Genomic DNA, 17074 nt, shown 5'->3' on the forward strand with positions numbered 1-17074 from the left:
ACTTCTTTTTAAAGCTACAAAGGCATATACCCGTCAAATCGAGTCGTTTTACCAAAATACTGAAATGCCGGCGTCTTTCCTGCTAAAACTGTCCCATTAGCTGGTCTTTTTACCACAACCCGTTTTCGGGCTAATTTCTGTGCTGCGAGTAATAAAGCCTGATCATTATTTATATCTGCATTACCCAGCAATTCATGAAAATAAGCCATTTCTTTTTTTACTGCTGCTGCTTTTTGCTTTTGCGGATACATCGGGTCCAGATAGACCACATCAGGCAATGGTATCTGCTTTTGTTCCGCGTCTGGTAAAGTGATACTGCCATAATGCAGATGAATCTGCTGTGCTATATGCGCAGTCTGTTCATCAACCATCGCACGTTTCAGTCCATCCGCAAATAAAACATATACATAAGGATTCTGTTCAAATACCACAACTTCCAGTCCCAATGATGCCATTACAAAAGCGTCCCGACCTAAACCTCCGGTAGCATCCCAGACAAGCGGCCGGTTTTTGGCCTGAATAGCACGTGCCAGTAATTCTCCCCCGCCAAAAAGCCGCCGGTGTCGTGCAGTACCTTCTACAAAATCAACCCGCACGACCCCTTTTTGCCCGGCTTTAGCTAAAGCAAGACTGTCATTTTCGTATATCAGATATAATCCCTGTTCGGGTGGTTGTTGCTGATAACAGAGATTTTTACTGGCCAGCAATTTCTGTAAAGGAGTGATCAGATCAGTTTTATCTGCTATCTGACCGGTTAAAATCAGAGGCTTTACCATCAGACAATCCCTAACCGTTCCATCCGGTAACGCATAGAACGAAAACTGATACCCAGTAATTTGGCTGCCTGTGTTCGGTTATATCGGGTTTGCGCCAAAGCCTGTTCCAGGATTTTTCTCTCTATTTCATCCAGATAATCCTGTATCTGAGTTTTTCCGAACTGGTAATCCTCAATTTCCTCATTGCTATCTGCGGATAGATTACTGCCGGCATTCTCTGCAGATTCAATACGCGGATTATCCAGCTGATAGCTATGAATCTGTAAATCATCTACCTCAATAATATGATTTTTCGACAGTGCAATAGCACGTTCCAGAATATTCTCCAATTCACGGAAATTACCGGGATAACTGTATTGCAACAGTGCTTTTTTTGCTTCCGGTGTTAATGTCATGGTTTCATCATGCAAAATTCGTTGCAGTAAAACCCGAATTAACTGCGGCAAATCATCACGTAATTCACGTAATGGCGGCATGGTAATAGATACAACATTCAGACGATAAAACAAGTCCTGACGAAACTGACCTGATTCAACCAGAGCATTTAAATCTTTATGGGTTGCACAGATAATACGGACATCAACCTGCTTTTCTTCCATTTCGCCAATCCGGCGTACAGCACGTTCCTGAATGGCCCGCAATAATTTAACCTGCATCGATAGAGGTAAATCAGCTACTTCATCCAGAAATAATGTTCCGCCGTCCGCATGCTGAAAAAAACCAGCCCTATCTGATTCTGCTCCGGTAAAACTGCCTTTTTTATAACCAAAAAACTCACTTTCCATCAATGCTTCAGGTATGGCACCACAATTTACAGCAACAAATGCCTTGTCTCTGCGTTCTGACTGTTCATGAATACTGCGCGCTGCCTGCTCTTTACCACTGCCTGATTCTCCGGCGATGTATACCGGCACGTTACTTTTAGCCAGCTTGCTGATCAACTGACGTACTTCTGTTATTAACGGAGAATTACCCAGTAAACGTTCACGTACCTGCTGTTCGTTAACCATTGCGGAAGTATCTTCATTTTTTTGTTTATTTTCAGACTGTTTAAATGCGGTTACCATTTTATTATCTATTTCGGTTTCGGCAGTATTATTGATTGTAATAACAGATTTAACCAGAGTACGCAGCTGCGCCAGAGTAATGGGTTTTTGTAAGTAATCGAAAGCACCATTTTTCAGTGCCTGTACAGCCTGCGCTGCATTTCCGTAAGCGGTAATAACTGCAATCGGAATATCCAGATTATGGGCAGTAATATAATCAACAATCTCCAGCCCAGAGCCATCCGGCATACGCATATCCGTTAGCACCAGAGAGAAAGCATGCGTACGTAAAGCCTTTTTTGCCTCAGCTACGCCAGCGGCAGTTTTTACGGACAAACCCATTTTAATCAGGGTTAACTCCATTAAATCACGAATATCGGCTTCATCATCTATTATCAGTACCGGCTTTTCTAAGTCCATCTGATTATTATTATTCATCAACCATCCTTGGCAAGGTTAATTCAAATCCATTAACTTCAGGGCGATAAATTAACTGACCATGATTAGCCTGAGCCAGCTCGCGCGCCACATACAATCCAAGACCAGTGCCACTGGGTTCAGTCGTAAAAAATGGTTCAAACAATTGCAACTGATTTTCCGCACTGACACCAGCCCCATTATCAATTACAGTAATGGAAATTTCATTTTGCTCTTCTATGCAAAAAATAACACGAATAGCATTTTTATTCTGCAAACTATGACGCCATGCATTATTCATCAGATTCCATATAATCTGCTGCAAATGTACCGAATCACACCAGACGATTAAATCTCCTTTATCGGCTTGTAGTTCAATACAATTTACGGCCTGCTGCCTGATCAGTATAAATTCCTGCAAAAAGGCAGTCCAGAATACCCGCAAATCAATTGCCTGCTTATTTTTTTTATCCCGCTTGTTCAGCATACTGATATCTTCAAGCATTTTATCAATACGACTGATATTATTTTCTATAATATTAAACAGCCGCAGTCGTGTCGAATCATATTTTTCTTCCTGTAACAATTCATTGGCCTGTCTTATTGCAGACATCGGATTGCGAATTTCATGAGCCAGATTAGCCGTTAACTGGCCTAATGAGGCCAGTTTAATGGCCATAGCCTCCTTATCAATTTCAGTACGCGAACGCATTGATAACATCAGTAAAGGTGTATTTGCTTCCTGTAACAAGCGTGCATGCACCCTCATCGGCCAATTATTCAGTGTACAGTTTATTTCGAAAATATTTTTCTGTTCAGTATGCCAGTAATGCATAACCTGACGAAATAAAGCAGTTTGTTTATCAACCAGCAGCATCGGGAAATAATTCTGCGCCTTCCGGTTAATCAGCCACACCAGACCGCTTTCATCCAGTACAACTACCCCTTCCTGTACATAATTAAAAGCACGGTCGAGCAAATTCCGGTAACTGTCCAGCATTTTTGACTGCTGATCTTGCAAACTTTGTGAACGCGCCAGTAAAGTAGCGGCATAGGCAGTCAGACCGGCCACAAGAAAGACAGCGGCAATCAGCATGATGGCAATAATGCATATCCGCATACTGTGATTAGCAAAACCATTACGGCTTAGCTGCGTCCAGGTAATGATGACAATCAGTAAAGTTACATAACCGGCATAAATCATCGGATACCGGCCACGGCTGAACAAACAGGCCGAACCGACAAATGGCAGGAGTAAAATACCAAAACCGCTATCCACTCCTCCACCCATATTCATCAGCCAGGCTATCATGGTAATGTCTACAGCAGAATTAACATTTGGTAGTGCATCCGGCTGATTCTGCCAGCGTGGCACCAGCATGGAAAAGACAATCAGAATACCGTAGAGCGCTGCCCAGCTATACAGTTCAATTTTATTGAATATGGGTACAGCCAGACCGGGCTCATCCATGCTGCGGGTCAGCAAATAAAACGTCATAATTGAAAACAGCAGACTTATACGCGCAATATTCAGCAAAGCTGAAAGCCTGTCCAGATATTGCGGCCAGCCATTTATATGCGTTTTCATACCGGCTTAGTTTCCGTTATCCAGATCACCATAGACGGCAACGATATCACCCGAAACGCTTAATTCCTTACCTTTATGTCCGCGTTTATTAAAAATATCCTGAACGCGTAAGGTTTCCTGATAGCGTCCGCCACGTTTACCCTGAGTCTCCAGTTTAAATTCCGATTTATTTGTCAGAGTAAAATAAAGCAGTTTCTCATTAGCCGGTAAACTCATAATTTGCAGACCGCGGCCTTTAGCCATAACTTTCAATTCATGTAATGGAAAGGCCAGCAGGCGATTGGCACTGGAAATGGCAATAAGTTGAGTCTGCCCGTTTACAGACAGGCAGGCAGACGGTACAGGAAGCGGCGGCAGCAATGTCTCATCACTATTAACTGTCATAACAACTTTACCGTTTTTAGTACGGCTGACCATATCTTTAAATGCAACCACAAATCCATATCCGCCACTGTTACTCAGTACATAATGCTGTTGCGGCAAGGCACTGAGCATAGCTACAATTCTGGCACCTTTATCTAAATCAACCAATGAACCTGCAGGCACACCATCACCACGTCCGCCCGGAATACTGGCAGCATCCACACTATATGCTCGCCCGTGCGAATCGAGTAAAACTACCGGCCAAACTGTACGTCCCTCTACTGCCTGAAGCAGACCGTCACCTTCCTTAAAAGTAGTCTGGCTTAAATCCAGATTGTGTCCGACACGCGTTTTCAGCCAGCCCTTCTGTGACAATACCAGCGTAACTGGTTCATCTGCAGTAGTTCGGGTAAGCGAAGCCCGCTCTGCCGGCTGTATCAGTGTACGCCGGTCATCTCCATAGATTTTGGTATCAGACTCAATTTCTTTGATAATCAGTCGTTTTTTAGCTTTATCATCTTCCAGAAGGGTGGTTAACTGATCACGTTCCTGCTGTAGTTTATTCAGTTCTGTTTCCAGTTTAATCCATTCCAGTCTGGCCAGCTGACGTAAACGGATTTCAAGAATATCATCCGCCTGTATCTCACTTAAACCGAATGCAGACATCAATTCATTTTTGGGTTCATCTGATTCACGGATAACCCTGATGACTTCATCAATATGAAGAAATACCGTTTGCCGCCCATGCAAAATATGAATACGTTTTTCCACCTGTTCCAGACGGTATTGCAAACGTCGCGTAACAGTAAGTATCCGAAAATCCAGCCATTCACGCAGAATCTGATATAAATTCTTTTGTGCCGGTTTATTATCCCGCCCCATCATAACCAGATTGACCGGCACATTCCCTTCAAGACTGGTTTGTGCCAGCAAAGTATTCATAAATTCTTCAGGTTGAAGACGACTGGATTTCGGTTCAAACGCCAGACGCACCGGTGCCTGACTATCTGATTCATCACGCACCCGATCAAGCAGTGATAGCATTAATGTGCGCGTATTCTGCTGTTCCTGAGTGAGATTTTTTTTACCGGTTTTCGGTTTGGGATTAGTCTGTTCTTCTATCTCAGCCAGAATTTTTTGCGCAGAGGTACCGGGAGGTAATTCTGTGACAATAGCCCGCCAGTGTCCGCGTGCCAGTTTTTCAATTTCATAACGTGCACGTACACGTATACTGCCTTTACCCTGTGCATAAATTGCCTGAATATCCTCTGGTGCAGTAATAATCTGACCACCACCGGCAAAATCAGGACCGGGTAAATACTGCATTAAGGCTGCTGAATCCAGCTCAGGCTTTTTCAACAGAGCCACAACAGCTGCACTGACTTCGCGTAAATTATGTGAAGGAATTTCAGTTGCCAGACCTACTGCAATACCTGAGGCGCCATTAAGCAATATCATTGGCAGGCGTGCCGGTAATACAGAGGGTTCAAAAGATTTGTCATCATAATTGGGTACAAAATCCACAGTCCCCATATTGATTTCCGATAACAGCAATTCAGCAATCGGTGCTAAACTGGCTTCGGTATAGCGCATAGCTGCTGCGCTGTCACCATCACGTGAACCAAAATTGCCAATACCGTTAATCAAAGGGTAACGTAAGGTAAAATCCTGCGCCATCCGAACCATCGCATCATAAGCGGATGAATCACCATGCGGATGATAATTACCTAGAATCTCACCAACCACGCGGGCAGATTTTACCGGTTTGGCACCATGAGCCAGACCCATATCTTTCATAGCATACAGAATGCGTCGCTGAACCGGCTTCTGCCCGTCAGCCACATCTGGTAATGCCCGCCCTTTTACCACACTCATGGCATAGGTAAGGTAAGCACGTTCTGCATACTGACCAAGTAACAGGTGATCATCACTGCGGTCTGATTGTTGAATAGATTCACTCATACTTATTTTGACTTAATTAAATTTTTCTGTGAAACAGATTATCTAAGCTACCTATTGTAAAGGATTTTGCTTTTATTCCCAAAACTACTGTTTCTGGTTTGATGAAATAACAAAAAAGATATTCATGTTATAAAAACTATTATCATTTCAGTAAAATATTGTTGGTTTTAGTACAAAACAAACTTTGCAGAAATTGCACTTTTTTCTAAAGAATAGACTCTATTATCTAATTTTTTAAAAAAATTTTCGTATACCAGCAATATCGTATTTAAATTATATATATTGATTTTAAAATAAAAAAGCTGTCCGGAGCTTAGCCCGGACAGCTTTAATAACTTTAATCAATTAATCAGCTTGTCGGCGAATGACTGCCGGAATTTCGAAGTCATCCAGCACAGACTGATTTGAGAAATCAGCAGCAGCCAGATTCATCCCGCGGGCACTGCGGCCTGAACGTACCACACTTCCGATATCCGGATAGGCATCTTCAGTACCAGTGGCCTGTACGGTTTGCAAAACACGCAAACTGCTCGGCTGCTGGTGATGTAAAACTTTCTGTTCCTGCAATCCGGTTGCAATAATGGTTACGCGGATTTCGCCTTCTTCCATACTGGCATCTTCAGAAGTACCGTATTTCAGGGCGGCATCATCATGTGCATATTCATCAATCATGCACATAATTTCTTTGTATTCAGACATTTTCAGGCAGCCTGGTGCGGTAGTAATATTAACCAGCACACCCTGTGCGCCATCTAAAGTCACATCATCCAGAAGCGGGCTGGCAATAGCCTGTTCAGTAGCAATACGGGCACGGTCAACACCATGTGCACTGCCTGAACCCATCATAGCCATACCCATAATACTCATGACATTTTTCACATCGGCAAAATCCAGATTAATAATACCTGGATTAGTGATGACTTCAGCAATTCCGGCTACTGCATTACGCAATACATTGTCTGCCGCACGAAAAGCCTCACGCATACTCACATCTTCACCCAGTGCCGACATTAATTTGTCATTCGGAATCACAATGAGTGAATCAACGGTATTTTTAAGAATCTCAATCCCGTTATTAGCAACGTGAATACGTTTTCCTTCATATTCAAACGGACGGGTAACAACAGCAACAGTCAGAATACCCATCTCTTTTGCCAGCTCAGCTACTACCGGCGCCGCACCTGTACCTGTACCACCACCCATGCCGGTGGTGATAAACAGCATATTCGCTCCTCGAATAGCATCAGATAATGCTTCGCGGTCTTCCATTGCGGCGTTACGGCCAATTTCAGGATCGGCTCCTGCGCCGAGACCACGGGTGAGATTATTGCCTAGCTGAATGCGTTTAGATGCTTTACTGTTTTGTAAAGACTGTGCATCAGTATTGGCACTGATAAACTCAATACCGGCAACCGCATTTTCCACCATATTGTTAATAGCATTACAGCCACCACCGCCGATACCAATGACTTTGATAACTGCAGCACCGACTACCGTCTCCACAACATCATATACCAATTGCATTTATGTCTCCTGACAAAACCTATGCATAAACGTCATCTGCCCTTGTATAGCTATCATTATATAGACAGTTATATACAATGCGCAAAAGTTCTGTCATTTAATGTTTGAGTTGAGTTAAAAATTGTTCTTAAACCAAGTCTGTAATTTTTTAAGCCATGAATCTTTCGGTTCAGAAGCTGCTGCCACAGGCATGTCTGTTTTGTTTTCTTCTTCACAGGCAGACTGTAACAGACCAATAGCAGTAGCATAACGTGGATTGCGAATCCGTTCTGAGACACCACCCATTTCCTGCGGCACACCAATTCGGGCTGGTAGATTAAATACATCCTCTGCTAGCTCGACCATTCCAGGTAATAATGATGCTCCGCCGGTAAGAACTATGCCTGAAGTCAGCACATCCTCAGGAAAACCGGAACGGCGCAATTCATTCAGTGTCAGTTCCAGAATCTCTTCCACACGCGGACCAATTACACTTGCCAGTGTCCGACGCGAAATCTGGCGCGGATTACGGTCACCCACACTGGGCACCTCAATCATATCATCAAGACCGTCCATGGTTGCCAGTGCCACTCCATGATTGATTTTGATGTATTCAGCTGCACTGTGGGGTGTACGCAACGCTTGTGCCAGATCTTTGGTAATCAAATCCCCTGCCACCGGAATAACGGCTGTATGCCTGATAGCTCCGTTAGTATATACGGCAATATCTGTCGTGCCGCCGCCGATATCAATAACACAGACACCCAGATCTTTTTCATCTTCAGTCAGTACTGCCTGACCACTGGCCAGTGGCTGTAATATCATTTTATTGATTTGCAAACCACAGCGATTGACACACTTCTGGATATTCTGCATCGCTGTTATAGCACCGGTAATAATATGTATGCGCGTGTCCAGACGAACCCCGCTCATGCCAATGGGTTCACGCACACCCGGCTGATTATCAATAATAAATTCCTGTACCACTGTATGTAAAATATCGTGATCCGGCGGAATATTGACAGCTTTTGCCGTTTCAATTGCACGGTCAATATCAGCCTGACTGACTTCTCCGTCCTTGATTTTAACCACACCCTGTGAATTGAAACTGCGAATATGATTACCTGCAATACCGGTTGTTACACAGTCCACCTGTACATCAGCCATCATCTGCGCTTCTTCCATGGCCTGCTTGATTGCTTGTGCAGTGGTTTCAATATTGGTCACCATACCTGCTTTCAAACCGCGCGACGGAGCCTGTCCTAAACCAACAATGTGGATTTCATTATCTTCCTGAACCTCACCAATAAGAGCGATTACTTTTGAAGTGCCGATATCCAGTGCACTGATGTATTTTTTACCTTTAACCATGGTCATCACTTTAAAATCAAATAATCAATCGGTCTGTCCGGATCAATCCAGATTTGCTTCATACTGATCCGCCACTTCAGATGCATTTACTGTTCTGGTACTTGCAGCTGAATTAGCCTTATTTTTGTACCGTAACGCAAAACCATCCGGATAACGCAAATCTACATAATCGATATTACTGGCCTGTTTCTGTAAAACCTGTGGCCATGCCCAGACAAAATGAGCCAAACGCTGTTCTACCTTTTCCCGCCCCAGTTTCAGGGTTATTCCGTTGCTTAAGGTCAGCTGCCAGGCAGAACGATTACTTAACTGCAACTGCTGAATATGCAGACCTGTTGATTGCAACAAATTTTCGAATGTTAACAAATGTACGGTCATGTAGCGAGCAGAACCGCTGCTTCCAACAAATACCGGCAGCTGCTCATGAACTACTGCATTAAATATCTGTCCGTCAGTATCCACCAGCTGCTGGTCATTCCAGCGTGCAACAGGGTCCCGTTCCCTGATATCAAGCTGTACCGTATCCGGCCAGATTCGTTTTACCTGTACTTTATATACCCAGGGTAGTTTAGCCAGTGCAGATTGTGCCGCACTCACATCTGCAGTAAAAATATTACCCTGCAAATACTGTCTGCTGATTTGTTCAATTTCGGCCGACTGCAAATGCTTCAACGGATGTATTACCTGAATTTGCCGGACCGGAAAATATGGCGAATGCACCAGCCACGATCCGCCTGCTGCCATCAGGCAGAACAATACACATACATATAACCACCGGTAAAGCCGTTTTAAGGCTTGTGCATTATCCCAAAGTCGCATGACTTAAAATTTCAACACACAAATCTTCAAAACTCAAGCCAATTTCACGTGCAGCTTTAGGCACCAGACTGTGTCCGGTCATACCGGGTACAGTATTAACTTCCAGAATATAGATTGTACCGTCCGCATCACGCAGAAAATCTACTCGCCCCCATCCGCGACCGCCCAATGCTTTAAAAGCACGGGCTGTCAAATCACGCATATACTGCTCATCCGCCGGTGTCAGATCAGCCGGACACAGATACTCGGTATCATCGCGAAGGTATTTAGCTTCATAATCATAAAACTCCGTTGCCGGTACGATGCGAATACTTGGCAATACCTGTTCACCAAGAATACCACACGTATATTCACCACCTTCGATTGCCCGTTCAGCCAGAATTTCACCATGGTACTGTTTCAGTTGCTGATAAACTTGTACCAGCTCACCAGTCTGCCTGATTTTCACCACACCCACACTACTGCCTTCTGCTGCCGGCTTAACAAACAAAGGTAAACCCAATTCTTCTTCTACTGCAGCAAAATCACTATCATCATGCAGCACAATAAATGGTACGCAAGGCAAACCAACTCCCTGCCAGACCAGACGACTACGGAATTTATCCATACCCAGCGCACTGGCCGCAACTCCACAACCGGTGTAAGGAATACCAAATGCTTCCAATGCCCCCTGTACAACTCCGTCTTCTCCATAAGAGCCATGCAGAATATTAAAAGCCCGTTCAAAGCCGGCACTGACCAGTTCAGACAATGGCCGCTCAGACGGATCAAATGCATGTGCATCTATACCTCGGCTTTTCAATGCAGTAAGAATTGATGCACCACTAGCCAGTGAGACTTTACGCTCACTGGAGAAACCGCCCATCAGTACGGCAACTTTACCAAAATCACTCATTGTTTGTCATTAATCCTGTTTTTCTTTTAATAAGAACAGTATGTGAAATAATTAAACTGTAGTCATTATACTGCAGCAGACATTCCGGTAAGCATAGCAGGTACTTTGTTAATACTGCCGGCACCCATATTGAGCAAAACATCACCATCTTGCAAGACATTTAATAACGTGGGCGCCATTTCGTCTACGTTTGCCACATAAATCGGCTCAACTTTACCCAGCACTCTGATCGCACGCATTAATGCCTTACTGTCAGCAGCCACAATCGGGTCTTCACCAGCAGAATATACTTCCGTTAAAACCACGCCATCAGCTTTACTCAAAACTTGAACAAAATCTTCAAACAAGTCCCGTGTACGTGTATACCGGTGTGGCTGGAATGCTACGACCAGACGACGCTGAGGGTAGGCACCTCGTGCAGCAGCTATGGTTGCAGACATTTCAACAGGATGATGACCATAATCATCAATCAGTAACGCTTCGCCACCATTCGGTAATGCAATCTCACCGTACTGCTGAAAACGGCGACCCACACCTGCAAAACTTTCCAGCCCAAGCTGAATTGCCGGTACTGAGACACCAATCTCCAGTGCAATCCCGATGACAGCCAGTGCATTCAGAACATTATGCCGCCCTGGCATATTGACCGTCACACTAAACGGTTTTATGCCTTTTTTACGCGTATGGACATCAAAATGCATTTGTGCACCATCGGCAACAATATTAGTTGCATATAAATCAGCACCTTCATCCAAACCATAGGTAACAAAAGGTTTCTGAATCAACGGTAAAATCTGGCGCACATGCTCACTGTCAATACATAAAAAGGCTTTGCCGTAAAACGGCATGCGATGCACAAAATCCACAAACGCCTGATGTAGTTTTTCTACATCATGATCATATGTATCCATATGATCGGTATCAATATTGGTAACGACCGTAAATAATGGTGTCAGATACAGAAACGAAGCATCTGATTCATCTGCTTCAGCAACAATATATTCACCTTTACCCAGCTTGGCATTGGTTCCGGCCGCAGTTAACCGACCACCAATAACAAAAGTCGGATCTAACTCTGCTGCTGCCAGTACTGAAGCAGCTAAACTGGTAGTTGTGGTTTTACCATGTGTACCGGCAATGGCAATACCGCGACCAAAACGCATGATTTCAGCCAGCATCATGGCTCGCGGAATAACCGGAATTTTTTGTTCTTGCGCCGCTACCACTTCCGGATTATCTTTTTTAACGGCTGTTGATGTCACTACTACATCTGCACCAGTAATATTTTCAGCACTGTGTCCAGAACAAATATGCACTCCGATTGCCCGTAAATGCCGGGTTGCGGCATTATCAGCCAAATCAGATCCACTTATCTGATAACCTTCATTATGTAAAACTTCTGCAATACCGCACATACCGGTTCCGCCAATCCCTACAAAATGAATATGGCGGATACGGTCTTTCATGTTTTCTTTCATACTTTATAACTTTTCCTGCCAGTCTGAATTGCGATTGACAGCTCGAGTCTGCAACAATTCATCCGGCTCAATCAAAATTTAACGGATACTCGCCAGGGCTGCTGCCGAAACCTTAGCCGCACTGTCAGGCTGAGCCAGCGCACGTGCTTTAATCGCCATGTCTAAACAGCGTTCGCGCGATAAATCGGCCAGCGTAGCCATTAATGTCTCTGCATTCAGATTCGTCTGCGGTAATAATATTGCCGCACCATCTTTAACCATAAACTGTGCATTAGCTGTCTGATGGTCATCTACCGCATGCGGATAAGGCACCAGAATTGCCCCGACTCCGGCGGCGGTTAATTCAGCAATTGTCAGTGCACCTGCCCGGCAAATCACCAAATCGGCATCACGATAGGCTGATACCATATCTGTGATAAATTCAACACATTGTGCCTTTACTGCACACTGAGCATAATTCTGCTGTAACTGTGCCAGTTTATTTCGTCCGGACTGATGCAGCAGTCGCGGACGCTGTTCAGCCGGTAACAAAGCCACAGCCTGCGGCACAATCTGATTCAATACATCAGCACCCAGACTTCCACCAACTACCAGAATATTCAGCTCACCATTTCTACCGTTAAAGCGCTGTTGCGGTAGTGGTAATGCAGCAATATCAGCACGTACCGGATTACCTACCAGTCCGTTTTCATTTGCGAATACTTGTGGAAATGCATACATTACCTGATTGGCAAAACGAGCCAACACTTTATTAGATAAACCTGCAATCGCATTCTGTTCATGGACAATCAAGGGTAAACCGCATAGCTTTGCGGCTATACCACCCGGAAAAGTAACAAAACCACCAAAACCGATGACTGCATCTACCTGATGCCTGCGAATAATCTGACGTGCTGCCGCAATGGTATTTAATAAGGTAAAAGGTAGCATTAGCTTACGCTTTAGCCCGTTACCGCGTATTCCTTTGATTGCCAGGGTTTCCAGTGGTATGTCATACTGCGGAACCAGACGGGTTTCCATTGCCCCGTCACTACCCAGCCAGATAATACGATGACCCTGTGCCTGTAATGCCTGAGCAACTGCAAGCGCAGGAAAAATATGTCCGCCCGTTCCGCCGGCCATGACCATGAAAGTTTTTACACTCATTATTTTCCCGTCAAAACTATCAGAGTTCTGTGATTATTTATACTTTGAATCCACGCATCACACGCCGGTTCTCATAATCCACTCGCAACAGCAAACCCACACTGATTAAAATAATCATAACAGCTGAACCACCATATGACAGTAAAGGCAGAGTCAGCCCCTTAGTGGGTAACAGGCCGATATTCACACCAATATTAAAAAAGCTCTGAATACCCAGCCAGATACCAATACCCTTGGCGACGAAAGAACCATAAAACAACTCTAAATCGCGAGCCTGTTTACCAATGGAAAAAGCCCGGACTACCAGCCAGATATAACAAAACATTAATACCAGAATACCGACAAAACCGAATTCTTCTCCAATGACCGCAAGAATGAAATCCGTATGAGCCTCAGGTAAATAAAAACGTTTTTCCAGACTGGCTCCCAATCCGACACCAAACCAGCCACCGCGCCCAATTGCCATTAATGAATGCGTAAGCTGATAACCTTTACCCAGAGGGTCTGCCCACGGATCAAGAAAACCGGCTACACGTGCCATACGGTAAGGCTCAAACAGCACCAGCATAACCATGGCCAGCAAACCAAAACCTACTACAGCCATAAACCAGCGAAATGGTAAACCAGCCAGAAAAAGCAAGCCTACCGCAATAACAGAAACCACTACAAATGAACCAAAGTCTGGTTCCAGCATAATCAGCCCGAGACCAAGTCCTACCGGAATACCTGCAAACCAGACTTTTTTGAATTCTTTCAAGATTTCAGCACGTCTGGTAAAAAAACTGGATAAATACAAAATTATCGCCAGTTTAAAAACTTCGGTAGGCTGGATATTAACCATCCCAACATTAATCCAGCGTTTGGCACCGTTAATTTCTCTTCCCATTACCAGCACCAGAATCAGCAGCACGATACTGAACAGCAACACCAGTGGTGTCAGCTTTTTCCATGTTCGCAAAGGAATACGTGCAGCCACACAACCAAGTACGCCGCCGCACAATAGAAAAATAGCCTGACGAATCAGATAAAAATAAGTACTGCCGCCATCATGCTTTGCATACGCAATTGAGGCCGAGTAAACCATGATCAGGCTGAAACTGGCCATCAATACCACCATCCATAACAGTGACTGATCAAAAGTATATCCGCGTCGTAATAGCTTGCGATCCAGCAGACGTGATTCAGTTATCATGCTGCGCTACCCTGCAATTGACGGACGCTGGCAATAAATACCTCACTGCGATGTGCATAACCCTTAAACATATCATAGCTGGCACAAGCCGGACTAAGCAGCACAATATCTCCCGGATGAGCCAGTTCAAAAGCACGTTCAGTAGCATGCGGCAAATCATCATAGTACTCTACCGGATAGGAGGCTTGTCCGAGAACTGCTCCAAGCTGATGACCATCCACACCAATCAGTAAAACTGCACGTGCCTTATCCTGTAATGCAGCCTGCAACGGAGTAAAATCCTGACCTTTACCCTGTCCGCCGGCAATCAGCACAATAGGTTTATCCAACCCGAGCAATGCAGCACAGGTAGCACCGACATTAGTACCTTTAGAATCATCAATAAATGTCACACCTTTCACTTCGGCTACTTTTTCCACACGATGCGGTAAACCTTTGAAAGTGGATACATATTGAAGCAATTGTGCACGCGCCAAGCCAATGGCTTCACATAAAGCAAATGCAGCCAAAACATTGGCCGCATTATGTGTACCCTGTAAAGACAGGGCATCACAGGCCAGCAATGGTTCATTGCCGGCACACAACACATCTTTATTCAACCAGAAATCAGTATTTTGCTGTAAAGAAAACCATTTTACCGGCCGGTTATGCCGTACCATAGCGCGACAAAAAACATCATCGGCATTTAACACTTGTATGGTCTGTCCCCGAAAAATACGGTCTTTGCTATGTGCATAATCCAGAAAATCATCATAGCGATCCAGATGGTCTTCTGATACATTCAGCACTGTAGCAGCAGTCGCATTCAGGCAGGGAGTAGTCTCCAGCTGAAAACTCGATAATTCCAGAACCCATACATCTGCTGCTTTACCTGCTCGCTCCAGATAGGCTTCCAGTACTGGGGTACCAATATTACCTGCCACCACTGTATCAAGTCCGCATTGCGCACATAAAAAACCCACCAGACTGGTAGTAGTGGTTTTACCGTTTGAACCGGTAATTGCAATAATTTTACTGTTACTGCTTTCAAGTAAATCAGCCAGAATAGCCACATCACCCAGTACGACACCGCCGGCACGTTTAAAATCAACAATAGCAGGCTGACGCTGACTGATTCCCGGGCTTAAAGCCAGAATATCAAACTGGTGCTGTTCAAACACTGTTGCCAGCTCTCCGGTATATACGGCAACCTGATGACGCTCAGTTAAAGACTGCAATTGTTCTGCATCAGGCTGGACATCATAAATAGCTACATCAGCACCTGCCTGAGTTAAAAACTCCAGCATTGAAATTCCGGTACGCCCCAGCCCTGCAACTAAAACCTTTTGATTACGCCAGTCAATCATGGTTAAGTCCTACACTAAATTTAACCCAAATGTATATCGTCTGATCCTGCTTATCTGACTACTAACGGATTTTCAGGGAAGCTAAACCAACCAGTACCAGAATCATGGTAATAATCCAGAAACGTACTACAACCTGAGTTTCTTTCCAGCCTTTTTGTTCAAAATGATGATGAATCGGTGCCATCAGAAAAATACGTTTACGCCGTAATTTATATGAACCTACCTGCAGCATGACAGACATTGCCTCAACAACAAATAAGCCGCCCATAATTACCAGTACAATTTCCTGACGCACAATCACAGCTATCGTACCCAAAGCTGCACCTAAAGCCAGTGCACCAACATCTCCCATAAATACCTGTGCCGGATAAGCATTAAACCACAGGAATCCCAGGCAAGAACCACAAATAGCGGCGCAGAAAATCATAACTTCATTCGCACCGGGGACATGCGGCAACTGCAGATAATGAGCAAATTCAGCATGACCGCTGACATAAGCAAAAATTGACAGACCGGCAGCAACCAGCACAATAGGAAAAGCAGCCAGTCCGTCCAGTCCGTCAGTCAGATTTACTGCATTAGAAGTACCAACAATGACAAAATACGTCAGAATAACAAAACCAATGCCACCCAGCGGGTAAGTAATTTCCTTGAAAAAAGGTACAATAAAAGTATTTGTAGAGCTTAAGTGTGCCACATAAAACAACACCAGACCGGCTACCAGAGCCACTACAGACTGCCAGATCATTTTAAATCTGGCTGAAACCCCGTGCGGATCTTTGTAAACTACCTTTTTCCAGTCATCATAAAAACCCAAAGCTCCGGTACTCAGCATAACCAGCAAAAGTATCCAGATATAAATGTTGGCCATATTAGCCCATAATAATGTTGTAACAGTGATAGCCAGTAAAATAAGTGTACCGCCCATAGTTGGTGTACCGGTTTTCACCAGATGGGTTTTGGGACCGTCATCGCGAACAGCCTGCCCTACTTTGAGCTGAGTTAATTTACGAATCATCCACGGACCGAATGCCAGACTCAGCCCCATGGATGTCAGTGCCGCCATTACGGCACGAAAAGTAGTGTATTGAAATAAATGGAAACCATTTATCCAATAGTGAAAAATTTCTGCTAACCACAACAGCATGGTTGTTTTCCCTTGTCACAGCCAA

The 17074-nt window shown here is 44.4% G+C and carries 13 protein-coding genes; all 13 read right to left on the reverse strand.

Annotation, left to right across the window (positions count from 1 at the left end; translation table 11 throughout):
• Positions 1 to 14: 14 nt before the first annotated feature.
• The 13 genes from H3V01_RS06675 to mraY all read right to left on the reverse strand — a co-directional run bounded on the left by H3V01_RS06675 (position 15) and on the right by mraY (position 17049).
• Complete coding sequence (locus H3V01_RS06675; RefSeq protein WP_096766172.1) at positions 15 to 776, reverse strand: class I SAM-dependent methyltransferase; 762 nt, start codon at positions 774 to 776, stop codon at positions 15 to 17.
• Positions 776 to 2260 carry a sigma-54-dependent transcriptional regulator gene (locus H3V01_RS06680; protein ID WP_198186314.1) on the reverse strand — a complete coding sequence of 495 codons (1485 nt, stop codon included), beginning with the start codon at positions 2258 to 2260 and terminating at the stop codon, positions 776 to 778. Before H3V01_RS06680 ends, H3V01_RS06675 begins: the two co-directional genes overlap by 1 nt.
• Positions 2253 to 3827 carry a two-component system sensor histidine kinase NtrB gene (locus tag H3V01_RS06685; protein WP_198186315.1) on the reverse strand — a complete coding sequence of 525 codons (1575 nt, stop codon included), beginning with the start codon at positions 3825 to 3827 and terminating at the stop codon, positions 2253 to 2255. The genes H3V01_RS06680 and H3V01_RS06685 overlap by 8 nt, the downstream gene beginning before the upstream one ends.
• Positions 3828 to 3833: 6 nt before the next feature.
• Positions 3834 to 6152, reverse strand: a complete 2319-nt coding sequence (parC, locus tag H3V01_RS06690) for a DNA topoisomerase IV subunit A (RefSeq protein ID WP_198186316.1) — start codon at positions 6150 to 6152, stop codon at positions 3834 to 3836.
• A 345-nt stretch (positions 6153 to 6497) separates the two neighbouring features.
• Positions 6498 to 7676 (reverse strand): cell division protein FtsZ, encoded by a 1179-nt coding sequence (gene ftsZ / locus H3V01_RS06695; RefSeq protein ID WP_025331232.1) that lies wholly within the window; start codon positions 7674 to 7676, stop codon positions 6498 to 6500.
• A gap of 114 nt (positions 7677 to 7790) precedes the next feature.
• Positions 7791 to 9026 carry a cell division protein FtsA gene (ftsA, locus tag H3V01_RS06700; RefSeq protein WP_198186317.1) on the reverse strand — a complete coding sequence of 412 codons (1236 nt, stop codon included), beginning with the start codon at positions 9024 to 9026 and terminating at the stop codon, positions 7791 to 7793.
• Positions 9027 to 9068: 42 nt separating this feature from the next.
• A complete protein-coding gene (locus tag H3V01_RS06705) occupies positions 9069 to 9845 on the reverse strand; it encodes a cell division protein FtsQ/DivIB (RefSeq protein WP_198186318.1) in 777 nt (258 codons plus the stop codon).
• Positions 9829 to 10740, reverse strand: coding sequence for a D-alanine--D-alanine ligase (locus H3V01_RS06710; protein WP_198186319.1), 912 nt, complete (start codon positions 10738 to 10740; stop codon positions 9829 to 9831). Before H3V01_RS06710 ends, H3V01_RS06705 begins: the two co-directional genes overlap by 17 nt.
• A gap of 65 nt (positions 10741 to 10805) precedes the next feature.
• Positions 10806 to 12218 carry a UDP-N-acetylmuramate--L-alanine ligase gene (gene murC, locus H3V01_RS06715; protein WP_232332607.1) on the reverse strand — a complete coding sequence of 471 codons (1413 nt, stop codon included), beginning with the start codon at positions 12216 to 12218 and terminating at the stop codon, positions 10806 to 10808.
• Between the two features lie 78 nt (positions 12219 to 12296).
• Positions 12297 to 13364 carry an undecaprenyldiphospho-muramoylpentapeptide beta-N-acetylglucosaminyltransferase gene (murG, locus tag H3V01_RS06720; RefSeq protein ID WP_198186320.1) on the reverse strand — a complete coding sequence of 356 codons (1068 nt, stop codon included), beginning with the start codon at positions 13362 to 13364 and terminating at the stop codon, positions 12297 to 12299.
• A 37-nt stretch (positions 13365 to 13401) separates the two neighbouring features.
• Positions 13402 to 14556 carry a putative lipid II flippase FtsW gene (gene ftsW / locus H3V01_RS06725; RefSeq protein ID WP_174833859.1) on the reverse strand — a complete coding sequence of 385 codons (1155 nt, stop codon included), beginning with the start codon at positions 14554 to 14556 and terminating at the stop codon, positions 13402 to 13404.
• On the reverse strand, positions 14553 to 15899 hold the full coding sequence (gene murD / locus H3V01_RS06730; RefSeq protein WP_198186453.1) for a UDP-N-acetylmuramoyl-L-alanine--D-glutamate ligase: 1347 nt from the start codon (positions 15897 to 15899) through the stop codon (positions 14553 to 14555). Before murD ends, ftsW begins: the two co-directional genes overlap by 4 nt.
• Positions 15900 to 15963: 64 nt before the next feature.
• The gene (mraY, locus tag H3V01_RS06735) at positions 15964 to 17049 is read right to left on the reverse strand and encodes a phospho-N-acetylmuramoyl-pentapeptide-transferase (RefSeq protein ID WP_198186321.1); all 1086 of its coding nucleotides are present in this window, start codon (positions 17047 to 17049) and stop codon (positions 15964 to 15966) included.
• Positions 17050 to 17074 lie beyond the last annotated feature (25 nt).

This window comes from Snodgrassella sp. M0351, from assembly GCF_016100575.1.
Lineage (GTDB): Bacteria > Pseudomonadota > Gammaproteobacteria > Burkholderiales > Neisseriaceae > Snodgrassella > Snodgrassella alvi.